The organism is Microbacterium aurum (assembly GCF_016907815.1).
In the GTDB taxonomy this organism is placed as follows: Bacteria; Actinomycetota; Actinomycetes; order Actinomycetales; family Microbacteriaceae; genus Microbacterium; species Microbacterium aurum.
In genome coordinates this window covers 2,730,543-2,755,658 of record NZ_JAFBCQ010000001.1, presented here as the reverse complement: position 1 = coordinate 2,755,658, position 25,116 = coordinate 2,730,543, and the positions used below count along the sequence as shown (strand labels likewise).

Below are 25,116 nucleotides of genomic sequence, written 5' to 3'. Positions count from 1 at the left end.
ACGCCGTGACCGATACCACCGCCGCCGAGGCGCGTCCGCGCGCCGCGCGCACGTCGGGGACGGTGCGCGTCGTCGGAGCCGGCCTGCTCGGGTCGAGCATCGGCCATGCGCTGCGCGGCCTCGGCGTCGACGTCGTCCTCGCCGACGCTTCGCCCGCGCAGCTGCGCCTGGCGATCGACTACGGTGCCGGGCGTGCCGCCGCGGACGATGACCGGCCGGGACTCATCGTCGTCGCGACGCCCCCCGATGTCGTCGCCGACGTCGTCGAGCGCGAGCTGGCGTCCTACCCCGGCGCCGTCGTGACCGACGTCGCGAGCGTGAAGCTCGAGCCGCTGCACGAACTGCGCGCCCGCGGGGTCGACCTCACCCACTACATCGGCTCGCATCCGCTGGCCGGTCGCGAGCGCGGCGGGGCGATCTCCGCCCGCGCCGACATCTTCGTCGGCCGGCCGTGGGTGGTCTGCCGCGACGGGGAGACCCCGGCATCCGACCTCGCCCTCGTCGAAGGACTCGCGCTCGACCTCGGGGCGACGCCCATCGAGATGACGCCCGAGGAGCACGACCGCGCCGTCGCGCTCGTCTCGCACGTGCCGCAGCTGGTGGCCTCGCTCCTGGCCGGGCGGTTCGTCGACGCGCCCGACGGGTCGCTGCGGCTCGCGGGTCAGGGGGTGCGCGACACGACGCGCATCGCCGCGTCCGCCCCCGAACTGTGGGTGCAGATCCTCGGCGCGAACGCCGCGCCGGTCGTCGACGTGCTCGACGCGCTCGCGGACGACCTGCGCGCCGTCGCCGACGCGCTTCGCGCGCCGGAGCGGCCCGGCGCCCGCCGCGCCGTCGCCGACACGATCCGCCGCGGCAACGACGGCGTGGAGCGGCTGCCCGGCAAGCACGGGCAGAACCGTCGCTTCGAGAGCCTCGTGGTCATGGTCGACGACACGCCCGGTCAGCTCGGCCGCCTGTTCGGCGAGCTGGGCGAGCTCGGCGTCAACGTCGAGGACCTGCGGCTCGAGCACTCCCCGGGTGCCCAGTTCGGCCTCGCCGAGATCAGCGTCACCCCGAGCGTGCTCCGCCACGCCGAAGAAGGCCTCGCCGAGCGCGGCTGGAAGATCGCGAGCATCCCCTCATGAGCCTTTCGTCATCTGCCGAGACCGGTGCCGCGCCGGTCACCATCGCCATCGACGGCCCCGCCGGCTCGGGCAAGTCGAGCGTCTCCAAGCAGGTCGCGCGCGAGCTCGGCTACGGCTATCTCGACACCGGCGCCGCTTACCGCGCCCTTGCGTGGCACGCGCTGGCGCAGGATGCCGACACCGCCGACCCGGGCGCCGTCCTCGCCGCTGCGGCGGAGTTCCGCTACGCCATCTCGCTCGACCCCGACGACTACTGGGTGCGGGTCGGGGAGACGGATGTGACGGACGCGATCCGCGAGCCGCGGGTGTCCGACGCCGTCAGCGGCGTCGCGCGTGTGCCCGCGGTGCGCGCGCAGGTGACCGAGCTGTTCCGGGCGCTCGTGGCGGAATCGGGACTGCCGGGCGTCGTCGTGGAGGGGCGCGACATCACGACCGTCGTCGCCCCCGACGCGCCGGCGCGGATCCTCCTCACCGCCGCTGCCGAGGTGCGCGCGGCCCGCCGCAGCGCCGAGCTCACGTCGCACGACGCCGCCGCGGTCGCCGAGGCGCTGCACCGGCGGGATGCCGCGGACAGCACCGTCGTCGACTTCCTCACCGCCGCGGACGGCGTGACGGTGGTCGACTCGACCCACCTCGATTTCGCACAGACCGTGGCCGCCGTCCTCGACGTCGTCGCCGCGGGGAACATCCACTGACGGGAGCGCAGATGAGCGCCAACACGCACGACGACGCCGAGTACGAAGCCGGCCCCGACCAGCTCGAGGAGAAGCTCGCCAACCTCGACGAGGAGCTGGCCGATCAGCGTGCCGTCGCGCTGCGCGCGTCGCTGTCGGACTACGAGCTCGATGAGGAGGACGACGAGCTGCTCGCCGGCTTCACGGCCGGCGGCGAGGTCGTGCAGACCCTGCCGGCGCTCCCCGTCGTCGCGATCGTGGGGCGGCCGAACGTCGGCAAGTCCCAGCTGGTCAACCGGATCCTCGGCCGCCGCGAAGCCGTCGTGGAGGACACCCCCGGCGTCACCCGCGACCGGGTGACGTACAAGGCGGAGTGGATGGACCGCCGGTTCTCGCTCGTCGACACCGGCGGCTGGGAGCCCGACGCGCGCGGCATCGACCGCTCCGTCGCGGCGCAGGCCGAGGTCGCCATCGAGCTGTGCGACGTCGTGCTGTTCGTCGTCGACGCCATGGTCGGCGCGACGGCGACCGACGAGGCCGTCGTGAAGCTCCTGCGCAAGACAGACAAGCCGGTCTTCCTCGTCGCCAACAAGATCGATGACGCCCGGCAGGAGCCCGAGGCGGCGGCACTGTGGAACCTGGGTCTCGGCGAGCCGCACCCTGTCTCGGCGATCCACGGCCGCGGCGTCGCGGACCTGCTCGACGAGGTCATGAAGGTGCTGCCGGAGGTCTCCGCCGTGGCGAAGGCCGAGCTCGGCGGCCCCCGCCGTGTCGCCATCCTCGGCCGCCCGAACGTCGGCAAGTCGTCGCTGCTGAACAAGGCCGCGGGCGAGGAACGGGTCGTCGTCAACGAGCTCGCCGGCACGACCCGCGACCCGGTCGACGAGATCGTGGAGCTCGGCGGCAAGCTGTGGCGGTTCGTCGACACCGCCGGCATCCGTCGCCGCGTGCATCTGCAGCAGGGCGCCGACTTCTACGCGTCGCTGCGGACCTCGGCGGCGCTCGAGAAGGCCGAGGTCGCCGTCGTCGTCCTCGACGTGTCGGAGTCGATCAGCGTGCAGGACCTCAACATCATCGACCTCGTTCTCGAGTCGGGCCGCGCGCTCGTGCTGGCGTTCAACAAGTGGGACCGCCTGAACGACGACGACATGGAGAACGCCGATCGGCGTCGCTACCTCGAACGCGAGATCGAGCAGGACCTCGCGCACGTGACGTGGGCGCCGCGCGTCAACATCTCCGCACGCACCGGGCGTCACCTCGACAAGCTCGTGCCGGCGCTCGAGACGGCGCTGGAGTCGTGGGATCAGCGGATCTCCACCGGCAAGTTCAACGCGTTCCTCGCGGAGCTCGTCGCCGAGCACCCGCACCCGTTGCGCGGCGGCAAGCAGCCCCGCATCCTCTTCGGCACGCAGGCCTCGACCCGCCCGCCGACGTTCGTGCTGTTCACGACCGGGTTCCTCGACCCCGGCTACCGCCGGTTCATTCAGCGGCGCCTGCGCGAGATCTTCGGTTTCGAGGGCACGCCGATCGTGACGAACGTGCGGGTGCGCGAGCGCCGCCAGCGCTGACCCGGCCGCGGCGGCGCGGAAGTGGTTGCTCAGCGCACGACGAGACTCGCGAACCGCTCGACGGGGAGGTCGTCGAGCCGGAGCGGTGCCGCCTCGGCGTCCCCGACGCGGGGGAGCGGATGCCGGGTGCCCGTCTCGCGGAACCGCTGCACCGCCCAGCAGTCCACGCCGGCGTCGGCGAGGCGGCAGCCGAGCTCGCGCAGGCCGTCGTCGTCGATCGCGGCGGGGTGCACGGTCGTGCGCACCTCGATGTCGAGCGGCCGGTCGCTGCCGGCGCGCAGCACGCGGTTGCCGAGCACCAGCTCGAGCGAGCGCCAGGCGGCGTCGGCGCTGGGCGCGCGGCCGGTGACCTGGGCGTAGCCGGACGGCAGGGCCTTGATGTCCAGGCCCACCCAGTCCACGTGCGGCAGCGCGCGGGCGAGGAGCCCCGGGTAGGCGCCGCCGGTGTGCAGGCCCACCAGGAACCCGAGCGCCCGCACCATCCGCATCGCCGGGATCAGGGCCCGCTGCATCGTCGGCTCGCCGCCGGAGAAGACGACCGCGTCGAGCAGGCCGATGCGGTCGCAGAGGAGGTCCGTGACATCGCTCCAGGTGACCTCGCCCTCCGCCCTCGGGTCGATGAGGGCGGGGTTGTGGCAGTAGAAGCAGTTCCACGGGCACCCCTGCAGGAAGACCGTCGCGGTCATCATGTCGGGCCAGTCGACCGTCGAGAACGGCGCGATGCCGGCGATGTTCAGCTCACAGGCTGCAGCGGTGCGGACCATGACTCCTCCTGCGCGGTGGGGGCGACGAAGTATCTCCGCTCCTGAGCTTCGCCCTTCTTGCCGATGTTGAAGCCGGCTACGGGCCGGAAGTAACCCATCACCCGCGTCCACACCTCGCACGCGGCGGCGCACGTGGGGCAGCTCTCGTGATGGCCGGAGACGTAGCCGTGCTGCGGGCAGATCGAGAACGTCGGCGTGATCGTCAGGTAGGGCAGCCGGAAGCGTTCCAGAGATCGGCGCACGAGTTCGCGGCAGGCGGATGCCGACTCCATCGCCTCGCCGAGATACAGGTGCTGCACGGTGCCTCCGGTGTATTTCTGCTGCAGCGGCTCCTGCATCGCCATGGCCAGGAACGGGTCGCTCGTGTAGCCCACGGGCAACTGGGAGGAGTTGGTGTAATACGGGTTCGCCGTCGATCCGGCGTGGCGGATGCCGCCGGGGGCGGTCATGCCCGAGGTGAACCGGGCGATGTCCTCTTTCGCGAAGCGGTAGGTGGCGCCTTCGGCGGGGCTCGCCTCCAGGTTGTACATGTGGCCGGTCTGCTGCTGGAACTGCGTGATCCGGGTGCGCACGTGATCGAGCAGGCGCATCGCGAGGGTGGCCCCGGCATCCGTCGTGATGTCGTCGGCGTCGCGGGTGAGGTTGCGGACGTACTCGTTGAGACCGTTGACGCCGATCGTCGAGAAGTGGTTGTCGAGGGTGCCGAGGTAGCGCAGCGTGTAGGGGAACAGGCCGCCGGCGAGGTGGCGCGAGATGACGGCGCGCTTGGCTTCGAGGCTGTCGCGAGAGATCTCGAGCAGCTCGTCCAGGCGGGCGAGGGCGGCGCTTTCGTCCCCGGAGTGCAGGAAGCCGAGGCGTGCGCAGTTGATCGTGACGACGCCGATGGAGCCGGTCTGCTCCGCCGAGCCGAACAGGCCGTTGCCGCGTTTGAGGAGCTCGGTGAGGTCGAGCTGCAGGCGGCAGCACATCGACCGGATCATGTGCGGGTCGAGGTCGGAGTTGAGGAAGTTCTGGAAGTACGGCAGGCCGTACTTGGCGGTCATCGCGAACAGGGCCTCGACGTTCTCGCCGTCCCAGTCGAAGTCCTTCGTGATGTTGTAGGTCGGGATGGGGAACGTGAACGCACGCCCGTCGGCGTCGCCGGCCGTCAAGACGTCGATGAAGGCGCGGTTGATCATCGCCATCTCCGGCGCGAGGTCGCCGTAGGTGAACGGCTGCACCTCATAGCCGACGAGGGGATGCTGGTCGCGCAGGTCGTCGGGGCAGGCCCAGTCGAACGTGAGGTTGGTGAAGGGCGTCTGCGTCCCCCAGCGGGAGGGGACGTTGAGGTTGTAGACGAACTCCTGCATCGCCTGGTGGACCTGGGCGTCGGTGAGGCCGTCGAGGCGGACGTAGGGGGCGAGGTAGGTGTCGAAGGAACTGAAGGCCTGTGCGCCGGCCCACTCGTTCTGGAGGGTGCCGAGGAAGTTGACCAGCTGGCCGAGGGCGCTGGACAGGTGCTTCGGGGGAGTGCTGGAGATCTTGCCGGCGACGCCGTTGAACCCCTGCTCGAGCACCATCCGCAGCGACCAGCCGGCGCAGTAGCCGGCGAAGACGTCGAGGTCGTGGATGTGGAGGTCGCCGTCGCGGTGCGCCGTTCCCGCCTCGGCGGCGTACACCTCGTCGAGCCAGTAGTTCGCGATGAGCTTGCCGGCGGAGTTGAGGATCATGCCGCCGAGCGAGTACCCCTGGTTCGCATTCGCGTTGATGCGCCAGTCGGCGCGCGCGAGGTACTCGTCGATCGTGCTCTTGACGGCGACGGCGCGCGCGGGGGAGTCGGGGGTGGTCATAGCGGGGATCCTCTCTCAGGCTGTCGGGGCGATGCGACCACAATATGTAGTGGCGATGCACGCTGTCGCGTCTATATGTGGCGTGTCGCGATTGTGTCCTGACCACATGGACCGTGAGTATTCCGCGGGCTTCGGTGCGGGGTGCGCGGGTCACGAGGGGCGCGGGGCAGGCCCGTCTCTGCGCGTCGATGACGGCGATGGTCGCCGGGAGGCACGCGGCGCGGCGCGGTGTGACAGGCTGAACGGGTGACGATCGTGCCGCCCGCCCCCGGTGAGCCGCGCCGCCCGTCTGGGCCGCGCGACCCCGGTGATGCGTGGGTCGTGACCGAGGACGGCGCGAAGTACTGGGGCCGGTTCGGCGCGGCAGGGCTGCTCGCGGTCGACCCTCGCCGTGGGGTGCTGCTGCAGCATCGCGTCTCGTGGAGCCACTTCGGCGACACGTGGGGGCTGCCCGGCGGAGCGCGGCACGAGGGGGAGTCGGCGTGCGACGCCGCGCTGCGGGAGTCGGCCGAAGAGGCCGGGGTCCCGGCATCCGCCGTGCGTCCGCGCCTTCTCAGCGTGTACGACATCGGGGTGTGGAGCTACTCGACGCTGGTCGCCGACGTCGTGGCGCCGTTCGAGCCGGTGATCAGCGACCCGGAGAGCCGTGAGCTCGCGTGGGTGCCGGTCGACGAGGTGGACGCGTATCCGCTGCATCCCGGGTTCGCGGCGGCGTGGCCGCAGCTGCGGGCGCTGCTTGCGGTGCACCCGGCCGTCGTGGTCGACGCGGCGAACGTCGTGGGATCGGTGCCCGACGGATGGTGGAAGGACCGCGCCGGCGCGACGGCGCGGCTGCTCCAGGGTCTTCGTGCGCGAGCGCGCGAGGGGACGGATGCCGCGGAGCTCGCGCTGCCGGCGGACACGTGGTTCCCGACGTTCACGGTGGTCGTCGAGGGTCAGGCGCGCGAGGTGGGCGCGGACCCGGGTGCGGGTGTGGACGCCGGCGCAGGCGCGGGGGTCGAGGTCGTGCGGGCGCCGGGGTCGGGGGACGACGCGATCGTCGCGGAGACAGCGCGCCTGGTCGATGCCGGGCGCACCGTGACCGTCGCGACGAGCGACCGCGCGCTCGCGGCCCGGGTCACCGCCCTGGGCGCGACGGTGCGCGGCGCGGGCTGGCTGCGCGACCTGCGCTGAGGCGCGGGACCCGGCATCCGCTCTCTGCGCCCGGCATCCGCCGACCGCTTCCGGGGTCAGCCCGTCAGTCGCCGTCCCAGCGCGCGGGGTCGTCGCGGCCGCGCAGGCGGTCGATGTCGCGGCGCTCTCGCTTGGTGGGGCGCCCGGCGCCGCGGTCGCGGACGGCGAGCTGGGCGACGGGTTCCCGGACCGGCGTGCGGTCCTCGGCGGCCGCGGCGGCCAGTGGCGCGCTGACGCGCTTGGTGAGCAGCTGGCGCACGAGGAGGATGCGGTCGAAGCCCGCGATCCGCACGCGCACCTCGTCGCCGATGCGCACGGGCTGCGCGGCTTTGGCGCGGTCGCCGCCGATGCGGACGTGGCCGGCGCGGCACGCGGTGGTGGCGGCGGAGCGGGTCTTGTAGACGCGGACGGCCCAGAGCCACGCGTCCACCCTGACCGATTCGCTCACCGTGGCTCCTCCCGCAGCAGGCGGACGATGCCGTAGGCGAGCAGCCCCTGCCCGATCGTGTACGTCAGCATGACCCAGGGGCCGGCGAGGAGGCCGGTCTGGTCGGGCAGGAACAGCCGCAGCGCGAGGATCGTGTCGGAAGCCAGGAAGAACGCGCCGCCGGCGGTCGTGATCGCGCCGCCGCGCGTCGCAGCGACCGCCGTGCCGCCGAGGACGAGGCCGTACAGCGCGACGGCGATCGCGAGGGTGCCGAGGCTCGGCCACAGGACCGCGACCATGAGCACCCACCACACGACGTAGCCGAGGGTCCAGCGCGGTACCGCTCGCCGCGGGAGGAAGCGGAGGAACAGGAGGATGTAGGCGAGGTGCGCGAGACCGAAGCACAGCAGCATTGCGGGCAGCTCGTCGTCGAGGAACGGGAAGAAGAATCCGGCGCCGTCGCCCAGCCATGAGAAGGCGAGCGCGACGAACAGGACGGATGCCGCGCGGGTTGCGGTGGAGGTGTCGAACGACCCGCGCAGCGCCCACAGTGCGGCGATCGCGAGTGCGGGCATGAGCATGAGCTTCGTGGGGAAGACAATCACGTCGGGGCCGACCACGCCGCTGACGATGTGGATCGCCGAGACGAGCGCGTAGAGTCCGAAGCCCCACCAGCGGGTGCGATCGGCGAACGCGGGGCGGGTGCGGGGATGCGCCGGGTCGAGGGTCACGCAGTCATCGTACGGTCAGCGACACGATCGGTCGTGCCGGCGCGGGGCGAGCCACCTCATGGAAGCCCGCGTCGAGGAAGCTGGAAAGCGCGCCGTGGAAGAGCTCGTTGGCGGAGGACTTCTTCGCGTCGACGTCGACGGGGTATCCCTCGATCACGCGGGCACCGTGGGTCGTGGCGTGGGCGATGGCGGCGCCGAGCAGCTGGTTCGCGAGGCCGACGCCGCGGTGCTCGCGGCGCACGACGAAGCAGCTGATCGCCCACACGGAGGTGACGTCGAACGGCTCCGGTGACTGCTGGAACGCCTTCGTGAGCGCGAGGCGGGGCTGGTCAGGGCGCGGCGAGACCTTCACCCACCCCGCGGGCTCGCCGTCGACATAGGCGATGAGGGCGGATGCCGGAGTCTGTGCGAGGTCGGTGCGCAGCAGCTCGCGCCGCTCGTCGTGCGTCGTGGCGTTGAAGTCCTTGTTGCGCAGCATCCACCACTGGCACCAGCAGGAGGCGCCGTCGCCTCCGCCGGTGAGGGCGTGCTCCGCGTCGGCGAAGCGGTCGGCGGATGCCGGGGCGATGACGATCTCGGTCATGCTCCCGACCGTACGCCGGGTCACCGACATGCAGAAGACGCGTGCGTTCGCGGCCGCTCCGCCGAGCGGGTAGGATAGGGGAGTTGTCCGCGCAGCGGACGATGGACCGGGATGTGGCGCAGCTTGGTAGCGCACTTGACTGGGGGTCAAGGGGTCGCAGGTTCAAATCCTGTCATCCCGACCGGAGAAAGCCCCGGAATCACGCAGTTCTTGCGGGTTCCGGGGCTTTTGTCATGCCCGCCCCGGTCGGCTGTGTGTGCAGTGTGTGTGCACTTGCTCGCGGAATGAGCGCCGAAGCACCCTCCGCTGCACGTCGACCGGCGTCGCCGATCAGGTGCGTGTAGATGTCGCTCGTGATCGAGATCGACGAGTGACCGAGGCGCTTCGACACGAGCGCGATGTCGGTGCCGCTCGCGAGCAGCAGCGACGCGTGCATGTGCCGCAGCCCGTGCAGCGTCATGTCGGGCAGCCCGATCTCGCTGCGCAGCGTCTCGAATAGTCGCGTCACGTACTGGGGCCGCAGCGGCGTCCCGTTCTCGTACGTGAAGACGTGCCCGTCGCCCTCCCACAGCGTGCCGCAGTTCACCCGGTCGGCTTCCTGCGCGATCTGCCATGCGACGAGCGCGCCGACTGCCGCGTCGTCGAGTTGCACGACCCGACGCCCGGCGCTCGTCTTCGGCGAGTTCTCGATGACGGCGCTGCGTGTCTGCACGCGCGTCGTCCGCACGGTCAGTTCGCGTCGCGCGAGGTCGACGTCGCCCCATCGCAGCCCGAGTAGTTCGGCACGCCGCAGCCCGGTCAGCACGGCGATCTCGAACAGCGCGCCGAGACGGTGCTGCGCAGCCCGGTCGAGGAACGCCCCGACTTGGACGGGCGACCACGGCTCGAACTCGTGCGCGTCGACGACGGGCAGCCGCACGCCGCGGGCGGGGTTTGCCGCGATCATGTCGTCTCGCAGGGCAGCGGTGAGCGCACCCTGCACGACGGCGACGATGCGGCGCACGGTCGTCGCGCCGCGCCCGTCCGCGATCAGCGCGTCGATGAAGCGCCGCACGTCCGCCCGCTTGATGTCGGTCAGCCGCAGCCTGCCGAGCGCGCTCGGCTTGATGTCGGCGTCGACGTATCGGCGGTAGTTGTCGAGCGTCGAGCGCTTGATGTCGCCGCGCTGCTCGCGCCCGTCGAGCCATTCGTCGAGCCACTGCCCGAACTTCACGCGACTTGTCTCGACGAACTCGCCGCGATCGTGCTCGGCGCGTGCCTTCGCGAGCGCGGACTGCGCCGCCCGCTTCGTGTCGAACCCGGCGACGCGGGTCTGTAGGCGCTTGCCTGACGCGTCGGTGCCGCGCGCGAGGCAGTAGCCCCACTTGCCGTGTTTCGGGTCGCTGAGCAGCCGCGGGCACGTGTTCGCGGCCTGTTTGTCGGTCGGCTTCTCGGGCAGCACGGCGTACTGGGTTCTCGAACCCGGTCGCCTGCACGAGCATCTGCGATAGATCATCTGTCGTCCTTTCTTGTGTGCTGGGCGCCTTGGCGCCCTTCGGGGAACAGCCCGCGTTCGTGAGCGAGATCGAGATGTCGCTGCACGCTCGCACGGCTGAGGTTGACTTCCCGCATGGTGGCGGCGATCGCGCTGCGCGTCTGGCGGGCGTGGCGGCGGTACGCGTCGACGACGCGGTGAAGTTGGTCATCGGTCGGCCCTGGGCGTCCGCGCTTCGTCTCGGCGGGCGCTGCGCTCGCGACCGTGTGCTCGATCTCCATTGCGACGCCTTCGAACACCGCGAGGCCGATGGGGGAGACGTCGCCGACCGACTGCGGCGGCGGCGAACCCGTCGCCCGCCACGCGATCGTCTTCACGATCTCGGGCAGACTGATCTCGCGCATCGCGCGGGCTGTCAGTTCGATGTCGCCGTCGATGTGCAAGCCGACCACAATGAGGCGCCCGCTGTCGTCTTCGCCGAGGCGTACGAATAACGGCGCGATCTTGCGCGCGGTGTCGATGATGCGAATCCAGCCGTCGAGGCCGGGCGCCGTCGTCTCGGTGTCGATGTCCCACCGTGAGTGCTGCGTGCGCGGGCCGGGGATCGGCTCGGGGCGCGGATCGGCGGCGAGGGCTGCCTCGCGGCGACGCTGTCGCTCGGCAAGTTGCCGTTCTTCGTCGGGCGTCAGCGGTCGCGGCTCGCGCTTACGGTGATCGTCGCTCATGGCTCGATGCTACATGCTCGTAACAAATAATGCGACATGCGTGCGCGAGACATTCGTAATGCGTAGATCGGCGTGGATCCAGCGGTGCGGGTGTCTCACGAGCGTGCACCGAAGTCGAGACGGCAAAGACGTGCACACATGTTGCAGAAGTGGCTACGGTGAAGCCATGACGACGACACTGATCGACGAGGAACGAGCCCGGCGCGAACTTCCGCGGCCCGCGCTCGCCCGAGCAGTCCGAGAGGCCGCAGGCGTCAGCCAGGACGCGATCGCCCGCGAACTCGGCGTGACGCGCATGACGATCTGTCGCTGGGAGGCGGGCACGTTCAAGCCGTCCGGCGACCGACTCATCGCCTACGCGACGCTGCTGCGCGAACTTCAGCAGATCACCGGGGGTGCGCGATGAGCACGACCACGACGAGTGCACTGACGCTCGACGATGTGCGAGGCCGAGCCGTGCTGACCATCGACGAGACGGCGGCGCTGCTGGGCATCTCTCGCCCGAGCGCCTACAAGCAGGCGCGCACGGGCGAGTCGTTTCCGGTCAAGCGAATCGGGCGCCGTCTCGTCGTAAGTGTCCCTGCGCTCATCGCGTGGCTCGGCGAGGGCTGACGCCCGCTGAACGACCGACAGACCGACCACCACTCGACGGGAGCGAGAACCCTTGGGCTTCATCCAGATTCCAGACTGGGCCGCACGCGGCGTGCTGCATCCACGCGAGTTCGCGGTCTACGCCGCGCTGCTCTCCCGCGCCGACGCGAGGACGCGCGAGTGCTACCCGTCGTACGGGACGCTGGCGAGCGATTCAGGCGTCGCGCGCCGACAGGTCGGGTTCGCGCTCGCCGAACTCATCGACGAAGGGCTCGTCTCGAAGCGGCTCGGGCGATCCGTCAATCGCTACATCGTCGAGCGGTTCGCCGACGTGCGCCCCGAGGGGTTCCGCTCGCGCTTCGAGCGTGGGGATCGGCTTGCCGTCCGCGCCACAGTGCGCGAGACGCACTCTGCACCGAGCGATGACGTCGACACAGTGCGCGAGACGCGCTCTGAGGGTCCCGACACAGTGCGTGAGACGCCTTCCGCAGAGTGCGCGATCAGCACTCCGCAGAGTGCGCGAGACGCCCTAGAACCATACCCAGTAGAACCAGACCCAGAAGAACCATCTCGGGTGCATCGCGATGCGACGCACGCCGAAACGGATGATGACGTCGACGTCTCGGCCTTCGAGGCGGCTGCCGCTACCAGCGCGGCAACGACGACCCGAATCACCGACAGGCAGTTCGCGTTGCTGAACGACTGGTGCATCCTCGCAGGCTTCGGCACCCCGAGCGACAGGACGGTCGCGTGGATGCGCTCATTGACGGTCGAGCAGTTCGAGGGCGTCAAGCGGAACTGGATGCGCGAGCGCGATTCGCGGGGGCGCGGTCCCGGCTACGACGGCCCCGGCGCGGGGGATGCCGAGTACGAGCACCTGAGCGCGCGCGGCAAGCAGTGGGCCGATGTCGGGTGCATGCCGGGGGAGATGCGCCGATGAGTTCATCACTGCACGCACAGCGTGAACACACCAAAGGAAACCCCAGATCACAGCCGACCGCCTTTGACGCGAAGTCAGGGACTCGACGAGAGGAACCCACGATGACCGATGACGCTTTCCGCGCGCTCGTCGACCGTGCACACCGCGTCGTGACAGATCCCGACCGAGACGCCCTGCGCGACGTGAAGCGCGAACGGCGCGCTGCGCTCGGCGGCTACATCGCCGCGATGAACACGGTGTCACGCGGCCACGAGGCTGCGATCAAGGCCTACATGAGCACGTTCACCGCGGAAGCCGCAGCGCATCGTGCAGAGGCGCGCGAACTGCGCGAACTGCTTGTCGCGCTCGTCTGCACCGTGCACGGGGGTGCGCGATGGTCATGAGCGAGTACCGGCGCATTCACGCCGAACTGAAGCGCACCCGCGGCTCGGCGGTCGGCCAGTCCTGTGCTGCGCCCGGCTGTGACCGCCTCGAGGACGGCTGGGGGCTGATCGGCGAAGGGCTCATCTTCGGCCTGAAGGACGGCGATGCAACCCCGACGACGTGCCGGTGCGGTGGTCACGCGACCCGAAGGACTATGCCCCGCTGTGTTACTCGCACAACGCGCAGTTGGATCACGGCGGCGACTGGCTCTACTGCCCGCGAGGCCACTACCGCCTGACGTTCGGCAAGGACTCGAAGGGCGATTGCATCGGGTGCCGTCGCGAGCGACTGCGTGAGTTCAAGCGTCGTCGACGCGCTGACGCCGAGTACCGAGCGCATGAGCGCGAACAACGACGGACACGCCGCGCAGCGGCACGAATGGGAGGAACCGAGCAGTGACCACGAACGAACCGAAGACGAATGCCGAGCGGCGCCTGACCGCGGCGCAGCGCGCCGACGCAGCCCTGCAAATGCGGCTGCGCCGGGCGACGTACCGCGAGATCGCTGCCGCGCTCGGCTACTCGAACCCCGGCAACGCGCACCGCGCCGTCGAGCGTGAAATCGCGAAGGTACCGCGCGAGCACGCGAAGCAACTGCTCACACAGGAACTCGAATTATTCGACGCGTTGCAGCGGGAACTCATGCCCGCCGCGCTCGGAGAAGGGACGACACGCGACGGCTCGCCGAAGGCCCCCGATCTGTGGGCCGTCGATCGGGTGCTGTCGATCATGGATCGCCGCGCTCGGCTCATGGGGCTCGACAAGATCAGCGGCGATTCGGGAGTCGACGAGTTCAAGACCGTGCTGGCCGCATGGGCGATGACGATCACCGATCAGGTGAACGCCGCCGAGAAGACCACTGCTCGCGACCGCGTGCAGGACACCGAGGGGGAAGGAACCCAACAGTGACCACGAACAACTACGCGACCGCCGTGCGCGGCTACCGCGACGAACTGGGAGCGGCGATGCAGTACGCCGACGCTGACCTCGCACCCGAGGCGATCGCGACCCGTAGGCGGGCGCGCGTGCACGCAGCCCGTCAGGCGCTGCTCGCGGCGCGCCCGGTGCTGCCGCAGAACGTGCCGACGCGTGACGGCGTGATCGCGTCGCTGCGCCCGAAGACTGCCGACGAGATCGCACGCGTGCAGCACGAGGCGGTGAAGGTACAGGCGCTGCTCGACAAGGGCCGGCCACTCGCGCAGATCATCGCGAACGCGGACGAGACGCGCGCTCTCGCGATCGCTGATCTCGTCGAGACGCTGCCGCAGGTGCTCGACTCGAACGCGGCCGACGAGATCATCGCGGAGGTTCATGGGCTCGTGTTCGACCGGCTCGCCGATCTCGGCGTCGAGGCTGCGATGTCGGTGCGCGATGCCGAGCAGCAGTACGCGCCTGCGATCGCATGGCACCGCGCCATGACCGAAGCCGCCGAGGGCAGCGACGCGACGGTCGGCGCGTGGCAGGACGTCTACCGCGCCGATCAGTCCGGGTACGAGGCGATCCGCGGCGGGCTCGACGGCGCTGTCGATCAGTGGGTCGGTCGGCTCGACGCCGCCGACGAGTAAGGCCGGTGCGACGCGTCGGTCATCCGCGTCGCATCCGCGAGGGGCGGTGCTGTCGTACGTCTCGCTCCGCCCCTCGCACATGTCCCGCGGCAGCCCAGTGCACGTCAGAGCATGGCAAGAGATTGGAGTGCGCGAGCGACGGCGGCATCGTGCTCGAACCGCGCTTGAGCGATCAGGCCTCTTCGCAGTTGCTTTCGCAGTTGACCCTCGCTCGGCCATTGCTTTGCGCGGCCTTGCTTGTGGATGTCCCACGCATCGGCTGCCACCGATGCTCGGTCCCCTCCCGAGACGGCGGCGTTGATGGCTTCGACCACCGATCTGCTCGCGGTCGTGGCCAGTCCGAACTCGACAGCATCGCCGCCGACGAGGATTTTGATCGTCGAGTACGCCATCCCGGTCTTGGTGATCAGGGCTGCGCTCACGGCGCGGATCGGGATATCAAGGTCGCCTCCGACCCCCGCGTTGATGCCGGTGACGGCGGTGCTGACCCCGAGGGTTGCGGCGCCTAGGAACGCCTTCCACACTGAAACGCCGCCGGTCGTCGAGATGAAGAGACGCGACGTAGACACGTGCACCTTCGCTGGCTCTCCGCCGCGCCCGATGGTCGCGATGCTGAGGAGAGTTCGCTCGGGGGGAGTGGCGGTGGAAACCTGCCGATCGGCCCTGGTGGGTACTGCCGGGGTAGAGTTCCGCGTCGTCAACCAGACTTCGTAGTAGGCGTGAGCGGCATCGCGGTCGTCTGCGAGTACAACGGCCTCTTTGTCGGTGAGTTCAATCCCCAGCAGTCGTCGAGCCGTGGAGTTCCGCAGGCACGCGAGAAATTGCTCATACGAGGTCCCCATGCGGGCATCCTAGTGATCGGAGACTGCTTGCGGTCGTTTGTCGATAGACCTGTCCGGGTCTCGCCCACATATCGCGTGTTCCCTGCGCCGACCGCCGTTGATCTGGGCTATCTGCGCGCGCTGCACAATGGTCGTGCAGCGCGCGCGTTCCTAGTCGTCATCGGGCCGTGTGACCCTCGTCGACCCGGCTGAGGTTCGGTAGCGTCGCTATCGAGAAGGGAGGCTGTGTGATTGAAGGAATCGTCATCACTGTGGTTGCTGCAATCGTCGTCGCAACCGGTCGAGCGCTTTGGAAGCGGCGGGGCGCTCTTCCCCGGATGTATCGCGAACAGCGCGAGGCCGACTTGACGATGAAGCGTGAAGATGCTGCTGAAGAACTCAGGGCCCTGTGAGAGCAGGTCTCTGAGGTCGCTCGCACTCGAAACGATGCCATTCCCATCTCGTCGAGGGGCACCAACCCGACCATCGTGACTCTCTCCGAGGGGTCGATGCGGTACTACTTCCGAGACCACGCTGCCTATGTGCGCCCGATGCGTGCGGGTCAGGTTCCACCGACACGGACGTTCCGCGGCAAGGCCCCTGTGCCGGTCTCCCGGTGGACGCGCGACCTCTTGAAGCAGTGGCTCGCGGACAACTCGCGCCAAGCGAATCGATCGCGCGCGCCGCATCAATCCGATAGGCGCCCGGTCGACGTCGACGAGCACGCGCCGCCGCGCGCGGGAGATCAGGAATGGGCGATCCTGCATGGGTGCCCGAGCAAGCGGATAGTCGTGCAGCACCATTCCGGACCACGACCCGCCGCTGCTCCGCGTGCTCGCGTGCGAACGGTGTGGCTGCCCACACAGTGAGCACGCGTCCCGAGAAGTCGCAGATCAGCGGGCGTTGGCCGTTGACTCCGTGTCAACAGCGGGAGCGGCGCAGCGGGTGTGTCGGCGGGCGCCGCGGGGGAGATTGGTGCGGCGCCCGCGCTATGCCGGGCAGGGCGCGCTCGCAGCCCGTGGCTGGCACGACGACAGCCTGAGCAGCGATCTCTCGCCTACGGGGCGCTCAGCGCCGCTGAGCGGGCAAACAACGTTTCGTGAGTTCGGCGGCAATAGCATGCAGGCATGACGACACCCGCCGAGATCGCCGCCGAGAGCGCGACGAGCGCCTTCGACCTGGCTGCACTGATCCCGCTCGGCGCCGTCCTCAGCCTGATCGGTGTGCTCATCGCCGCAGCCTGGGCCGCGCGCTCGGCAATGATCGTCCGACTGCTCGACTCGCAGCGTGCCGCCGCGGATCGGTTCGCCGCGTATCAACAAGACGCCGTCGCAGCGATCAACGAACTCGGCCTATCGATGGCGCGCTATATCGAGCAGGCTCAAGATGCAGTGAAGCGGGGGGCAGCCGACGCAATCAAGGCAGCCCCGGAACCGGCGCCCGACCAGATCAAGTTCGATGTGAGTCTCGATCCCGAATGGCAGGCGCGCGTCACGCGCGCAACGGACGCATGGCGGCTCATCCTCGCGCGAGGGCATGCCTTCGCTGGCAACGGCGTGCACGACGCCCTGGCCGCGGTCGACGAGCAGCGAGCCGTCGTGGTCGGACATCTGAACAAGCATCGCTTCGGCGACGCGAAGTCCGCGGTAGATCGGTTGCGCGAGTACGAGTCGCGTCAGGTCTATCGCCGCCTTCAGGTCGTGGCGCTCGAACGCGAGGTCACGATGATGCGGCTCGTGCAGACACGGCGCCTGCGCCGGGAGATGAAACGCGCCGAAGCGTTCGCGATCGAGCAACTGCAACGCGGCGAGCAGATGATCGCCGACGCCGAGCGCGAGCATCGGAACGGCGGCACGCCGCAGACGGGTGCGTAGCAGCCCGGTCGATCAGTCGAGCGTCATCGCGCAGTGGTGCGGCTCACCGTTCGCGCGCACCCAGTGAAGTTCAGCTGTGATCTGCGGCGGTGACGCCATGCTGCGCCACCAATCGAGCCGGAACGACTGGCCCGGGCGCATGTTCTTGGTGTCGGGCATCGTCACGCTCAGTCGCTCGTTCGTGTGCTTGTCGTCGATCTTCACGCTGACGTCGGTCACCGGCCCGTCGCCGCCGAGATGGAACTTCCACGCGCGACCGCTCTGCACGTACTCGGGTACGCGAGTCCACCGGTTCTTGTAGCGCTCGCGCTCGGCCCGTTCGACGGCGTTCCGTTCTTCGATCGCGGATGCGATGCGCTCGGATGCGGCGGCGGCGCGTTCTTCGTGCTGCTGTGCTTCGCTCGCCGACGAGCGGGCGTCGAGGCGAGAGCGTCGGGCTTCCCACGCCTGCCACCCTGCGATCAGCGCGGCGACGACAGCAACGATGGGTGCGATCCATTCCATGTCGCGCGCGATCGCCGGGGGCGCCGACATTGTTCTCGTCAGGCGAGCGAAGTATCTGTGCGACAATCACCCGATTCAAAGACGCACCTGACTAGACTCCCCAATGTGGCGAGGAAGAAGAAGATCAACCTCGGCGGCACGATGGTCGAAGGTACGGAGATCGGGTTCCGGCCCTCTGGGGAGCACTGGAACGAGTACCTACTCGACGACGGAACCGTCGTTCGGATCAAACTGGTGCTGACCAGCGTTGTGCGTATCGACGGGATGTACGACTCGGAGGGTGAGCCGGTCTACTTCGTCAACAGCCAGAATGTCATGGGCGTCTCTGCGCCCGATGATCTCAGGAGAGAACCCGATGCTGACGATCAGTAATCAGTGGCAGGAACAGACGTCCTTCCGCAGCGACGAGGCGTCTTCGGCTTCGGGAACGGCGTCGAAGCGCACGACACAGTGGATTCGTATCCAGGAGAGCCAGCCGCGAGTGAGCGTCGAGATGATCGCAGGTATTCCCGAGCGACTGCTGCACGACTACGCCGAGGCGGCGGTGCGCCACGCGCGGACACACGAGATCGAGCCCGGTGAGTGGTTCTCGGAGATCGTCGGCTTCGAGGGGCTGTGGGCAGACGGCAGCAGCCGCGAAATGGCCGAGGCCGACCTGCTCTCGGCGATCCCCGGATGGGTCGAGTTGCGACTCAGCGCGGGCGGAGACGTGCCGGTAATCGACGGCTACGATCTCAACCTTCCGCTGGCAGGGTGAGTCCCCTACCGGCTCAGACGACCCGGAAAGAGTTGATCGCTCGACTACGGGCGATGGGCTTCGATGGGCCGTTCGCCGGGACGGGTAAGCATCCCGAGTTCATGCAGCGCGGCGCTCAGACGGTGCGGCTGCCGAACAAGCACAGCCAGAAGAGCGATATCGGACGCACGTTGCTCGCGAACATTCTTCGGAACGCTGGCATCACGACGATCGAGTGGGAACAAGCGGGCTGATCCGGGCGACTGCTCGCATCCGCTGCACGCGATCGAGGTAGTCGAGATGCGGCCATGTCTCGATCTCGCCCGTCGCACGGTCGACGGTGATCCACGCGCCGCCCGCCATGACGAGCCCGCGGCTCTCGTCGTCGAGCACGCGCTGCGGCGTCACGAGGAAGACGCCGTCGTCCTCCCAGCCGTCACGAACGAACGGCTCGCCGAAGTGCCCGGCAGCGATCCGCAGCGCGGCGTCGAACGTCAGCATCATGTGTCCTCTCGGAAGCATTCGGGGCGGCAACGTTAGGGAGGGCAACGGCCCTTTTGTGTGTGCACCTGTGTGTGCACACTGCCGATCACTGCCTGTCACGGGTTGTCATGGGGGAGGGCATCGGCACCGGGGAGAGCCAACTCTCGACTACTCCCCGGCACGCGATGTCACTACGTGTCACGGCGGGGCGCTCTCTGGGGGTCAAGGGGTCGCAGGTTCAAATCCTGTCATCCCGACCGGAAGAGGCCCGGAATCTCGCAAGAGGTTCCGGGCCTTCTGCATGTCCGCGATAGCCCGAGGGCACGTTTGGGGCACGCGGTGTCGGAATCGAGTGCCATGCTGTGCCTGTGCCGAACCCCTATGACGACGACCTGTCTGTGCTCCAGGGCCTGAACTTCCTCCAGGAGTCTGACTCGGCGAAGCATCTGCTCGCGTATGGCATCCGGGCATTGCGAACCGCGGCGTTCATCGAGACGACGCGAGACCCGATCATGACGATGTTGTCGATCGGCGTCGAGAAGATGTTGAAGATCGGTCTTGGACTGGACTACCTGGCGACCAACCGCGTGTGGCTGCCCTTAGCGGTACTCAAGAACGACTACCGGCACAATCTCGTCAAGATGGAGGCGCTGTTGCGTGACGCTATTCGAGACAACGTCGGTCGAGCCACGCATCGCTATTACATCGACCAGGCCCTCGCGGCGGTGGAGAGTGATCCCGTTTGGATGCCGCTTGTCGCCGCACTGAACCGATATGGACAGGAGGGTCGGTTCTACTATCTCGATGCGCTCGCCGAGAACCCGCAGAGGGAGGAGAGCCCACAGGTGTTCTGGGATGCGGCCGAACGTGTAGCGCTCGAGAACGAGCCTGAGCTCAATGACCTCTTCCGCAAGATGGTCGATGACTTCTCTCTTTCGGAGGAGTTCTACAGCAAGCTCAACTCGCGCATGGCCGACAGTCTGCAGCGGTATTGGGACCTGGTCGCGATGGCCGGGGTTCAGGGTGTGCTTGGGGATCGCGGCAAGGGGTGGGGTTACGACTTCAAGCTGATAGGGCGTCAGATCGCGGGCGACTGACCCGGAGTCCGCGATGATGTGGCTGTGGCGAAGAACGACCTCAACCAGCGCATCCTCGATATCGCTGCCGCAACGGAAGCTGAAGCTCAGAAGGCCGCCGATTCAGGCGATCTGGCCGAGGCTAAGCGTGTGCTGTCGAATGGCATCCGTGACCTGCGCGACTACAAGCGAGAACTGACCGAGGCCGAGCGTTCGATTCGCGAACAGTTTCAGGATGCAAAGCTCAGCAACCGGGCTTCCGGACAGACTGTCGGCATGTTCGTCGGGAGCAAGACGCGCGCCGCCATGGCGCGCGGTCGAGCAGCCCAAGGGTAGAAAGCTCGCCGCCAATCAGTCCGCTGCGTTGCAGCCATATGCTCAGGCGAAGATGAATGTCGACCGAGCCATCGCCACCATCGACCGAGCCAAAGCTGACGTCACGAACGAGGTTGCACGGCTGCGAGAGAGTGGCAAGACGCCCGCTGCCCGGCCAGCGGCCACGGCTGAAAGAGCCGCCCAGGTCGAAGCGGCATCACCCCCACCGCCCCCGCCACCACCGGTTCCAGCTCAGTGGGCCGCGGACCCGCATGGGCGGCACCAACATCGATACTGGGACGGCGCGCGGTGGACCGAGCATGTCGCGAATGATGGAGTGGCGTCAGTCGATCCTCTCTAGACCCCGATCGCCACGATGGGCGCGGGAGCGACCGTCCCGGCTGCGATGTGCGCCGAGAACGCGGCACGGTGGCGACTGTAGTCGCGCGGGCGCAGGTGGGCGTAGACCTTGTCGGTGATGGCGTAGCTTGCGTGCCCCATCGCGCGGGACAGCTCGTGCATGTCGAGCGCGCCGCTCTCCAGTGCCAGCGTGGCGAAGGTGTGTCGCAGCTCGTGGAAGTGCAGCCCCCTCAGGCCTGCGCGGTCGCATGCGGGCTTGAAGGTGTAGCGGTAGAAGCCCTTCGGATCGAAGGCGTACTCGTAGCTGACCTTCCGGTGCCCTGGAACCTTCCCCGGCCACAGGTCAGCTTCGAGGTCGTCGCGATGAGGGTGATTCCGCAAATACACTCCGATGTCGCGGAACAGACCTTCGTCCAGGATCGGCACGGCGCGAACGGCGCGGGCGGTCTTCGGAGCGCCGGTGATGTACCCCTTGCTGGTGTGCGTCTTGTTGAGCTTCACCTGGACCTCGCCGCGGCGCAGGTCGATGTCGCGGATGCGCAGCGCGGCGACCTCTCCAGCACGTAGGCCGGTCAGCGCGGCGAAGCGCACCAGCAAGTCGTATGGCGGTTGAGCGACCAACTCGGCGGCGAGCGCGTTGACAAGGATGCCGAGGCCACTCTGGCTCCCCGGCAGGATCACCACATCCCGTGCGGACGGGGCGGTGAGACCCGCGGGAGTGAGCGCGCCGAGTTCACCTGCGAACCAGGATTGCAGCTCGGGCAGGCCCGCACCAGGCGGCCGGCTCACCACCACCTCGCTTCGTGCAGCGCGAGCGAACGCGGCCCGCACGAGACGCTCGGGCAGTAGCTCCCTATCGGGGTAGCCGGAGTGCAGCGCGATCACATCGTTCGGCGTCGTGCGGAGCGCCGCCGACCAGCCCGGGATGCGATGCCGCGGGGAGCCGAGCGCTGCCGTCTGCCAGCCGTAGTCGTTCGGGCGGACCGCACGGATCCCGCGCACGAATGAACGCAGGCTCAGGAAATGTACGTCAGTTCCGCCCTGCAGGCCGTTGCTGTCGATGTCGTCACCCAACCGGCCTGGCGCACGCACCTGCGCTCGCTCAGGCAGCAGCTCACTGGACGTCGCGATCTCCTCATCGGCGCGTGTCGGTGGCCATGGAAAACTGCCCGTAGGCGGTCACGAGACCTGCCCGTAGGTGGCCAGGAGAACTGCCCGTTGGTGGCCATGAGTTCTGCCCACGTCTGATGGTTCCGCCCCGCGCGTCGTCGCGATGGTGGGGCCCCTTCCCGGTTCGATGACGGGTGCTTAGGTCGTCGTCGCCCGGGAAGGGGCTGTGTTGAAGTCTGACGGAGAAGTCATGGAGATTCTGGAAGCGTTCGATGCGACGGGGTCGTATCGGGCTGCGGGGCAGCTCGCGGGTTGCTCTCATCACACGGTCGCCGCGTATGTCGCGGCGCGGGACGCGGGCCGGCCTGTCGGCGCTGCGGCGCGCAGGCCGCGCGTCATCGACGAGTTCCTGCCGAAGGTCGAGGAGTTGGTCGAGAAGACGAAGGGCAAGGTTCGGGCCGACAAGGTCCACGAGGTGCTGACCTCGATCGGGTTCGAAGGGTCGGAGCGGTCGACCAGGCGGGCGGTCGCTGCGGTGAAGGCGTCGTGGCGGGCGGGGAACCGTCGGGTGCATCGGCCGTGGGTCACCGAGCCGGGGCTGTGGTTGCAGTACGACTTCGGCGACGGGCCCGTGGTCGGCGGGGTGAAGACGGTGCTGTTCGTCGCCTGGCTCGCGTTCAGTCGGTTCCGGGTGGTGATCCCGATCCGCGACAAGACCCTCCCGAGCGTGTTCGCCGCGTTGGATCGGACGTTCCGGGCGGTCGGGGGCGCGCCGACGTATGTCCTCACCGACAACGAGAAGACGGTCACCACGATGCATATCGCGGGGGTCCCGGTCCGCAACGCGCAGACGGTGTCGTTCGCCGCGCATTACGGGGTCACGGTGCTGACCTGTCAGCCCGCGGACCCGGCCTCGAAGGGTGGCGCGGAAGCGTCGGTGAAGCTCGCGAAAGCGGACCTGGTGCCCACCGATGCGAACCTCCGCGACCAGTACGCCTCATTCGGCGAACTCGAGGCGGCCTGCGACGCGTTCATGGACGACGTCAACGGGCGGGAGCACCGGGTGACCAAGCGGCGCCCGGTCGAGGTGCTCGCTGAGGAGCAGCAGCGGCTGCACCCGGTCCCGGGTCGTGCTCACACCATCGCGTTCGGAGTGTCCCGGCGGGTCGGGGAGAACACGCCGATGGTCGCGTTCGAGAACGGGCAGTATTCCGTCCCGCACCTGCTGATGGGCGCGGAGGTGTTCGTCCGTGTCCAGGGCGCCGCTGACTCCGAGCGGGTCGTGATCGTCCACCACGGCATCGACGGGCCCGTCGAGGTCGCCCGACACGACCGCGCCCGCCCCGGGACCCCCAGGATCGACGACGCCCACTTCCCCGCCCAGCCGGGGGTGAAGGTTCCCGGCGACTACACGATCAAGGCCCGCAGCACCGAGGAGGCGGAGTTCCTCGGTATCGGTCACGGCGCCGCGGCCTGGCTGCTCGAGGCCGCAGCGGCCGGGACGCAGCGGATGAACCAGAAGATGCGGGAAGCCGTCCAGCTCGCCCGGATCCACGGGATCGAGGTCGTCGACGAAACCCTCGGCACCGCAGCCGCGTATGGCCGGTTCGATACCGGTGATCTCACGTCGATCCTCGGCAGCCGGATCACCGCGACGCCGGCGAGAGCGGCGTCGGAGACCCGGTCGCTCGCGCAGGGCACGTCCGGGTGGGCCGCGATCGGCCAGCCGCGGGGTGTGATCGTCCCCGTCGTCGAGATCATCGCGACGGACGAGGAGGACGAGCTGTGAGCGTCGCGACCCCTGCCGCCCCGCCGATCCCGGCCGAGTTGGAGCAGACCATGCGGCAGCTGAAGATGCCCTACGCCCGCGGCATCGCACCCGACGTGTTCGCGACCGCAAGGGCACAACGCTGGGAACCCGCGGAGGTTGTCAAAGCACTCCTCGACGCCGAGATCGCCGGCCGGTCCCGGTCCATGCTCGCCGCCCGCCGCAAGGCCGCCGGGTTCCCCACCGGGAAGACCTTCGACTCCTGGGACCAGTCCCTGTCGACGATCCCGGCGCCGACCCAGCAGGCGTTGCGGACCCTGGAATGGGTGCACCGGCGGGAGAACCTCGTGATCTGCGGGCCCGCCGGGACAGGGAAGACGTTCTTCCTCGAAGCGCTCGGCCAGCACGCCGTCGAACAAGGCCTCCGCGTCGCGTGGTTCCGGCTCGAGGACCTCGGCGCGCTGATCCGCGCGCACCGCGTCGACGACACCGTCACCCGCACCGTCGCCCGGATCCTCCGCGCCGACCTCGTCGTCGTTGACGACATCGGTCTACTCGGCGTCGGCGACGACGCCGCGGAAGGCCTCTACCGGCTCGTCGACGCCGCCTACGAGAAACGATCGATCGCGATCAGCTCGAACCTGCACCCCTCCGGGTTCGACGAGCTCATGCCCAAGACCCTCGCGACCGCGACCGTCGACCGGCTCCTCCACCATGCCCACCTCGCGCAGACCACCGGCGAGTCCATCCGCCTCGCGCAGGCCCCTCGCCGGCACGGGGGTGACCCCCATGACCTGACCCGGCGGGACTGCCTCACGCGGCCAGGGCCACCACAACCCGGTGGGCAGAACTCCTGGCCGCGAATGGGCAGTTCCACTGGCCACCAGCGGGCACTTCCGCTGGCCGCCTATGGGCAATTCCTACTGGCCGTTGACAGGCGCGCTCCGCGAGCACGCCCCGGCTGCGCACCTGGATGCCGTACCGCGCGGCGGTCTGAACCTCTGGCTGCGCCTACCAGAACACACGAACCTGCTTCAGCTCGCCCAAGAATGCGAAGCCCACGGCGTCATCATCGCTGCAGGCGACGACTGGTTCCCCGCCGAACCGACCGGCCGCTATCTTCGCCTCAAATGCTCTGGCCCCAACCCCACCGCGTTCCCTGAAGCCGCGCGAGTCATCGGACACGCCCTCGCGAACGGACAGTGATTTTCTTCGGTGTCGATAGCGCTCCTGGGGTCCTCCCGTTCGCACTCCATACGGCGGCTCTCATGATTGGATGTCGTCTTCCTTTCTCGGGGGTGGGAGCTGGCCGGCGACCATCGCGATGAGCGCGGCGGCACGTGCGGAACGCCGTCAATGAGAAGAGCCGGCAGCAGAAGGACGAGACCGGCCGCGGTGAGTTGCCACCCGGCAAGGCCAACGTCGGAAACCCCTTCTCCTGGCGCGAGCACGAGAATGCCTTGATGCAGCTGCACG

Annotated in this window: 31 protein-coding genes, 1 tRNA gene and 1 pseudogene; 22 read left to right on the top strand and 11 right to left on the bottom strand. The window is 68.9% G+C overall.

Annotation, left to right across the window (positions count from 1 at the left end):
• Nucleotides 1-5: 5 nt before the first annotated feature.
• The 3 genes from JOD60_RS13600 to der are packed head-to-tail and all read left to right on the top strand — an operon-like array spanning nucleotide 6 to nucleotide 3,369.
• A complete protein-coding gene (locus JOD60_RS13600) occupies nucleotides 6-1,127 on the top strand; it encodes a prephenate dehydrogenase (RefSeq protein ID WP_076691159.1) in 1,122 nt (373 codons plus the stop codon).
• Nucleotides 1,124-1,822 carry a (d)CMP kinase gene (gene cmk, locus JOD60_RS13595; protein WP_076691157.1) on the top strand — a complete coding sequence of 233 codons (699 nt, stop codon included), beginning with the start codon at nucleotides 1,124-1,126 and terminating at the stop codon, nucleotides 1,820-1,822. Before JOD60_RS13600 ends, cmk begins: the two co-directional genes overlap by 4 nt.
• A gap of 11 nt (nucleotides 1,823-1,833) precedes the next feature.
• Nucleotides 1,834-3,369 (top strand): ribosome biogenesis GTPase Der, encoded by a 1,536-nt coding sequence (der, locus tag JOD60_RS13590; protein WP_076691155.1) that lies wholly within the window; start codon nucleotides 1,834-1,836, stop codon nucleotides 3,367-3,369.
• Between the two features lie 29 nt (nucleotides 3,370-3,398).
• Here the strand turns inward: der and JOD60_RS13585 are convergent, their stop codons facing one another.
• Both JOD60_RS13585 and JOD60_RS13580 read right to left on the bottom strand, forming a co-directional pair.
• On the bottom strand, nucleotides 3,399-4,133 hold the full coding sequence (locus tag JOD60_RS13585; RefSeq protein WP_076691152.1) for an anaerobic ribonucleoside-triphosphate reductase activating protein: 735 nt from the start codon (nucleotides 4,131-4,133) through the stop codon (nucleotides 3,399-3,401).
• The gene (locus tag JOD60_RS13580) at nucleotides 4,103-5,962 is read right to left on the bottom strand and encodes a ribonucleoside triphosphate reductase (protein ID WP_076691150.1); all 1,860 of its coding nucleotides are present in this window, start codon (nucleotides 5,960-5,962) and stop codon (nucleotides 4,103-4,105) included. The genes JOD60_RS13585 and JOD60_RS13580 overlap by 31 nt, the downstream gene beginning before the upstream one ends.
• A gap of 246 nt (nucleotides 5,963-6,208) precedes the next feature.
• Here JOD60_RS13580 and JOD60_RS13575 point away from each other — a divergent pair, with 246 nt between their 5' ends.
• On the top strand, nucleotides 6,209-7,135 hold the full coding sequence (locus JOD60_RS13575) for an NUDIX hydrolase (RefSeq protein WP_076691148.1): 927 nt from the start codon (nucleotides 6,209-6,211) through the stop codon (nucleotides 7,133-7,135).
• Between the two features lie 64 nt (nucleotides 7,136-7,199).
• Here the strand turns inward: JOD60_RS13575 and JOD60_RS13570 are convergent, their stop codons facing one another.
• Genes JOD60_RS13570 through JOD60_RS13560 form a run of 3 tightly spaced genes read right to left on the bottom strand, consistent with a single transcriptional unit; the run spans nucleotide 7,200 to nucleotide 8,876 of the window.
• Nucleotides 7,200-7,583 carry an RNA-binding S4 domain-containing protein gene (locus JOD60_RS13570; protein WP_076691146.1) on the bottom strand — a complete coding sequence of 128 codons (384 nt, stop codon included), beginning with the start codon at nucleotides 7,581-7,583 and terminating at the stop codon, nucleotides 7,200-7,202.
• The gene (locus JOD60_RS13565; RefSeq protein WP_232321617.1) at nucleotides 7,580-8,293 is read right to left on the bottom strand and encodes a lysoplasmalogenase; all 714 of its coding nucleotides are present in this window, start codon (nucleotides 8,291-8,293) and stop codon (nucleotides 7,580-7,582) included. Before JOD60_RS13565 ends, JOD60_RS13570 begins: the two co-directional genes overlap by 4 nt.
• A gap of 4 nt (nucleotides 8,294-8,297) precedes the next feature.
• Nucleotides 8,298-8,876 carry a GNAT family N-acetyltransferase gene (locus JOD60_RS13560; RefSeq protein ID WP_076691144.1) on the bottom strand — a complete coding sequence of 193 codons (579 nt, stop codon included), beginning with the start codon at nucleotides 8,874-8,876 and terminating at the stop codon, nucleotides 8,298-8,300.
• A 107-nt stretch (nucleotides 8,877-8,983) separates the two neighbouring features.
• On the opposite strand from JOD60_RS13560, the gene JOD60_RS13555 reads away from it, so the two are divergent.
• A tRNA-Pro gene (locus JOD60_RS13555) sits at nucleotides 8,984-9,057 on the top strand.
• An 18-nt stretch (nucleotides 9,058-9,075) separates the two neighbouring features.
• Here the strand turns inward: JOD60_RS13555 and JOD60_RS13550 are convergent.
• Together JOD60_RS13550 and JOD60_RS13545 are read right to left on the bottom strand one after the other, a co-directional pair.
• Nucleotides 9,076-10,371 (bottom strand): site-specific integrase, encoded by a 1,296-nt coding sequence (locus tag JOD60_RS13550; RefSeq protein WP_084202022.1) that lies wholly within the window; start codon nucleotides 10,369-10,371, stop codon nucleotides 9,076-9,078.
• Nucleotides 10,368-11,075, bottom strand: coding sequence for a hypothetical protein (locus tag JOD60_RS13545; protein ID WP_076691140.1), 708 nt, complete (start codon nucleotides 11,073-11,075; stop codon nucleotides 10,368-10,370). Before JOD60_RS13545 ends, JOD60_RS13550 begins: the two co-directional genes overlap by 4 nt.
• Nucleotides 11,076-11,241: 166 nt before the next feature.
• Between JOD60_RS13545 and JOD60_RS13540 the strand changes: the two genes are divergently transcribed.
• The 6 genes from JOD60_RS13540 to JOD60_RS13515 all read left to right on the top strand — a co-directional run bounded on the left by JOD60_RS13540 (nucleotide 11,242) and on the right by JOD60_RS13515 (nucleotide 14,593).
• Entirely contained in the window at nucleotides 11,242-11,481 is a 240-nt protein-coding gene (locus tag JOD60_RS13540; protein ID WP_076691138.1) for a helix-turn-helix transcriptional regulator, read from the top strand.
• Entirely contained in the window at nucleotides 11,478-11,687 is a 210-nt protein-coding gene (locus JOD60_RS13535; RefSeq protein WP_076691136.1) for a helix-turn-helix domain-containing protein, read from the top strand. Before JOD60_RS13540 ends, JOD60_RS13535 begins: the two co-directional genes overlap by 4 nt.
• A 91-nt stretch (nucleotides 11,688-11,778) precedes the next feature.
• Nucleotides 11,779-12,606 carry a helix-turn-helix domain-containing protein gene (locus tag JOD60_RS13530; RefSeq protein ID WP_076691134.1) on the top strand — a complete coding sequence of 276 codons (828 nt, stop codon included), beginning with the start codon at nucleotides 11,779-11,781 and terminating at the stop codon, nucleotides 12,604-12,606.
• A 101-nt stretch (nucleotides 12,607-12,707) separates the two neighbouring features.
• Nucleotides 12,708-12,989 carry a hypothetical protein gene (locus JOD60_RS13525; protein ID WP_076691132.1) on the top strand — a complete coding sequence of 94 codons (282 nt, stop codon included), beginning with the start codon at nucleotides 12,708-12,710 and terminating at the stop codon, nucleotides 12,987-12,989.
• Nucleotides 12,990-13,424: 435 nt separating this feature from the next.
• On the top strand, nucleotides 13,425-13,937 hold the full coding sequence (locus JOD60_RS13520; RefSeq protein ID WP_076691130.1) for a hypothetical protein: 513 nt from the start codon (nucleotides 13,425-13,427) through the stop codon (nucleotides 13,935-13,937).
• The gene (locus JOD60_RS13515) at nucleotides 13,934-14,593 is read left to right on the top strand and encodes a hypothetical protein (RefSeq protein WP_076691127.1); all 660 of its coding nucleotides are present in this window, start codon (nucleotides 13,934-13,936) and stop codon (nucleotides 14,591-14,593) included. The genes JOD60_RS13520 and JOD60_RS13515 overlap by 4 nt, the downstream gene beginning before the upstream one ends.
• 104 nt (nucleotides 14,594-14,697) lie before the next feature.
• Here the strand turns inward: JOD60_RS13515 and JOD60_RS13510 are convergent, their stop codons facing one another.
• Nucleotides 14,698-15,435, bottom strand: coding sequence for a hypothetical protein (locus tag JOD60_RS13510; RefSeq protein WP_157127955.1), 738 nt, complete (start codon nucleotides 15,433-15,435; stop codon nucleotides 14,698-14,700).
• A 227-nt stretch (nucleotides 15,436-15,662) separates the two neighbouring features.
• On the opposite strand from JOD60_RS13510, the gene JOD60_RS13505 reads away from it, so the two are divergent.
• Both JOD60_RS13505 and JOD60_RS13500 read left to right on the top strand, forming a co-directional pair.
• Nucleotides 15,663-15,827, top strand: coding sequence for a hypothetical protein (locus JOD60_RS13505; protein WP_157127954.1), 165 nt, complete (start codon nucleotides 15,663-15,665; stop codon nucleotides 15,825-15,827).
• Nucleotides 15,828-16,541: 714 nt separating this feature from the next.
• Nucleotides 16,542-17,288 (top strand): hypothetical protein, encoded by a 747-nt coding sequence (locus JOD60_RS13500; RefSeq protein ID WP_076691122.1) that lies wholly within the window; start codon nucleotides 16,542-16,544, stop codon nucleotides 17,286-17,288.
• Between the two features lie 12 nt (nucleotides 17,289-17,300).
• Here JOD60_RS13500 and JOD60_RS13495 read toward each other — a convergent pair whose 3' ends face one another.
• Nucleotides 17,301-17,822, bottom strand: coding sequence for a hypothetical protein (locus JOD60_RS13495; RefSeq protein ID WP_076691120.1), 522 nt, complete (start codon nucleotides 17,820-17,822; stop codon nucleotides 17,301-17,303).
• A 75-nt stretch (nucleotides 17,823-17,897) separates the two neighbouring features.
• Here JOD60_RS13495 and JOD60_RS13490 point away from each other — a divergent pair, with 75 nt between their 5' ends.
• Genes JOD60_RS13490 through JOD60_RS13480 form a run of 3 tightly spaced genes read left to right on the top strand, consistent with a single transcriptional unit; the run spans nucleotide 17,898 to nucleotide 18,782 of the window.
• Nucleotides 17,898-18,164: a hypothetical protein gene (locus tag JOD60_RS13490; protein ID WP_076691117.1), complete on the top strand. Its 267-nt coding sequence runs from the start codon at nucleotides 17,898-17,900 to the stop codon at nucleotides 18,162-18,164.
• Nucleotides 18,148-18,549, top strand: a complete 402-nt coding sequence (locus tag JOD60_RS13485; RefSeq protein WP_157127953.1) for a hypothetical protein — start codon at nucleotides 18,148-18,150, stop codon at nucleotides 18,547-18,549. The genes JOD60_RS13490 and JOD60_RS13485 overlap by 17 nt, the downstream gene beginning before the upstream one ends.
• Nucleotides 18,550-18,602: 53 nt before the next feature.
• A complete protein-coding gene (locus tag JOD60_RS13480; protein WP_198159053.1) occupies nucleotides 18,603-18,782 on the top strand; it encodes a hypothetical protein in 180 nt (59 codons plus the stop codon).
• Here JOD60_RS13480 and JOD60_RS13475 read toward each other — a convergent pair.
• Complete coding sequence (locus tag JOD60_RS13475; RefSeq protein ID WP_076691111.1) at nucleotides 18,751-19,032, bottom strand: hypothetical protein; 282 nt, start codon at nucleotides 19,030-19,032, stop codon at nucleotides 18,751-18,753. The genes JOD60_RS13480 and JOD60_RS13475 overlap by 32 nt on opposite strands.
• 347 nt (nucleotides 19,033-19,379) lie before the next feature.
• Between JOD60_RS13475 and JOD60_RS13470 the strand changes: the two genes are divergently transcribed.
• The 3 genes from JOD60_RS13470 to JOD60_RS17355 are packed head-to-tail and all read left to right on the top strand — an operon-like array spanning nucleotide 19,380 to nucleotide 20,763.
• Nucleotides 19,380-20,108, top strand: a complete 729-nt coding sequence (locus JOD60_RS13470) for a hypothetical protein (protein ID WP_076691108.1) — start codon at nucleotides 19,380-19,382, stop codon at nucleotides 20,106-20,108.
• A gap of 24 nt (nucleotides 20,109-20,132) precedes the next feature.
• Nucleotides 20,133-20,423, top strand: a complete 291-nt coding sequence (locus JOD60_RS13465; RefSeq protein WP_076691106.1) for a hypothetical protein — start codon at nucleotides 20,133-20,135, stop codon at nucleotides 20,421-20,423.
• Nucleotides 20,323-20,763 carry a DUF2510 domain-containing protein gene (locus tag JOD60_RS17355; protein ID WP_084202019.1) on the top strand — a complete coding sequence of 147 codons (441 nt, stop codon included), beginning with the start codon at nucleotides 20,323-20,325 and terminating at the stop codon, nucleotides 20,761-20,763. Before JOD60_RS13465 ends, JOD60_RS17355 begins: the two co-directional genes overlap by 101 nt.
• On the opposite strand, the gene JOD60_RS17220 is transcribed toward JOD60_RS17355, so the two are convergent.
• The gene (locus tag JOD60_RS17220) at nucleotides 20,760-21,836 is read right to left on the bottom strand and encodes a tyrosine-type recombinase/integrase (protein WP_198159052.1); all 1,077 of its coding nucleotides are present in this window, start codon (nucleotides 21,834-21,836) and stop codon (nucleotides 20,760-20,762) included. The two genes, JOD60_RS17355 and JOD60_RS17220, sit on opposite strands and share 4 nt — an antisense overlap.
• Here JOD60_RS17220 and JOD60_RS16810 point away from each other — a divergent pair.
• The 3 genes and pseudogenes from JOD60_RS16810 to istB all read left to right on the top strand — a co-directional run.
• Nucleotides 21,777-21,914 (top strand): annotated as a pseudogene (locus JOD60_RS16810) (PLP-dependent aminotransferase family protein); the annotation flags it as partial. The gene JOD60_RS17220 and the pseudogene JOD60_RS16810 sit on opposite strands and share 60 nt — an antisense overlap.
• Nucleotides 21,915-22,101: 187 nt before the next feature.
• On the top strand, nucleotides 22,102-23,661 hold the full coding sequence (gene istA, locus JOD60_RS13450) for an IS21 family transposase (protein ID WP_232321616.1): 1,560 nt from the start codon (nucleotides 22,102-22,104) through the stop codon (nucleotides 23,659-23,661).
• Entirely contained in the window at nucleotides 23,658-24,803 is a 1,146-nt protein-coding gene (istB, locus tag JOD60_RS17350; protein ID WP_372431161.1) for an IS21-like element helper ATPase IstB, read from the top strand. The genes istA and istB overlap by 4 nt, the downstream gene beginning before the upstream one ends.
• The last annotated feature ends 313 nt before the right edge of the window (nucleotides 24,804-25,116 follow it).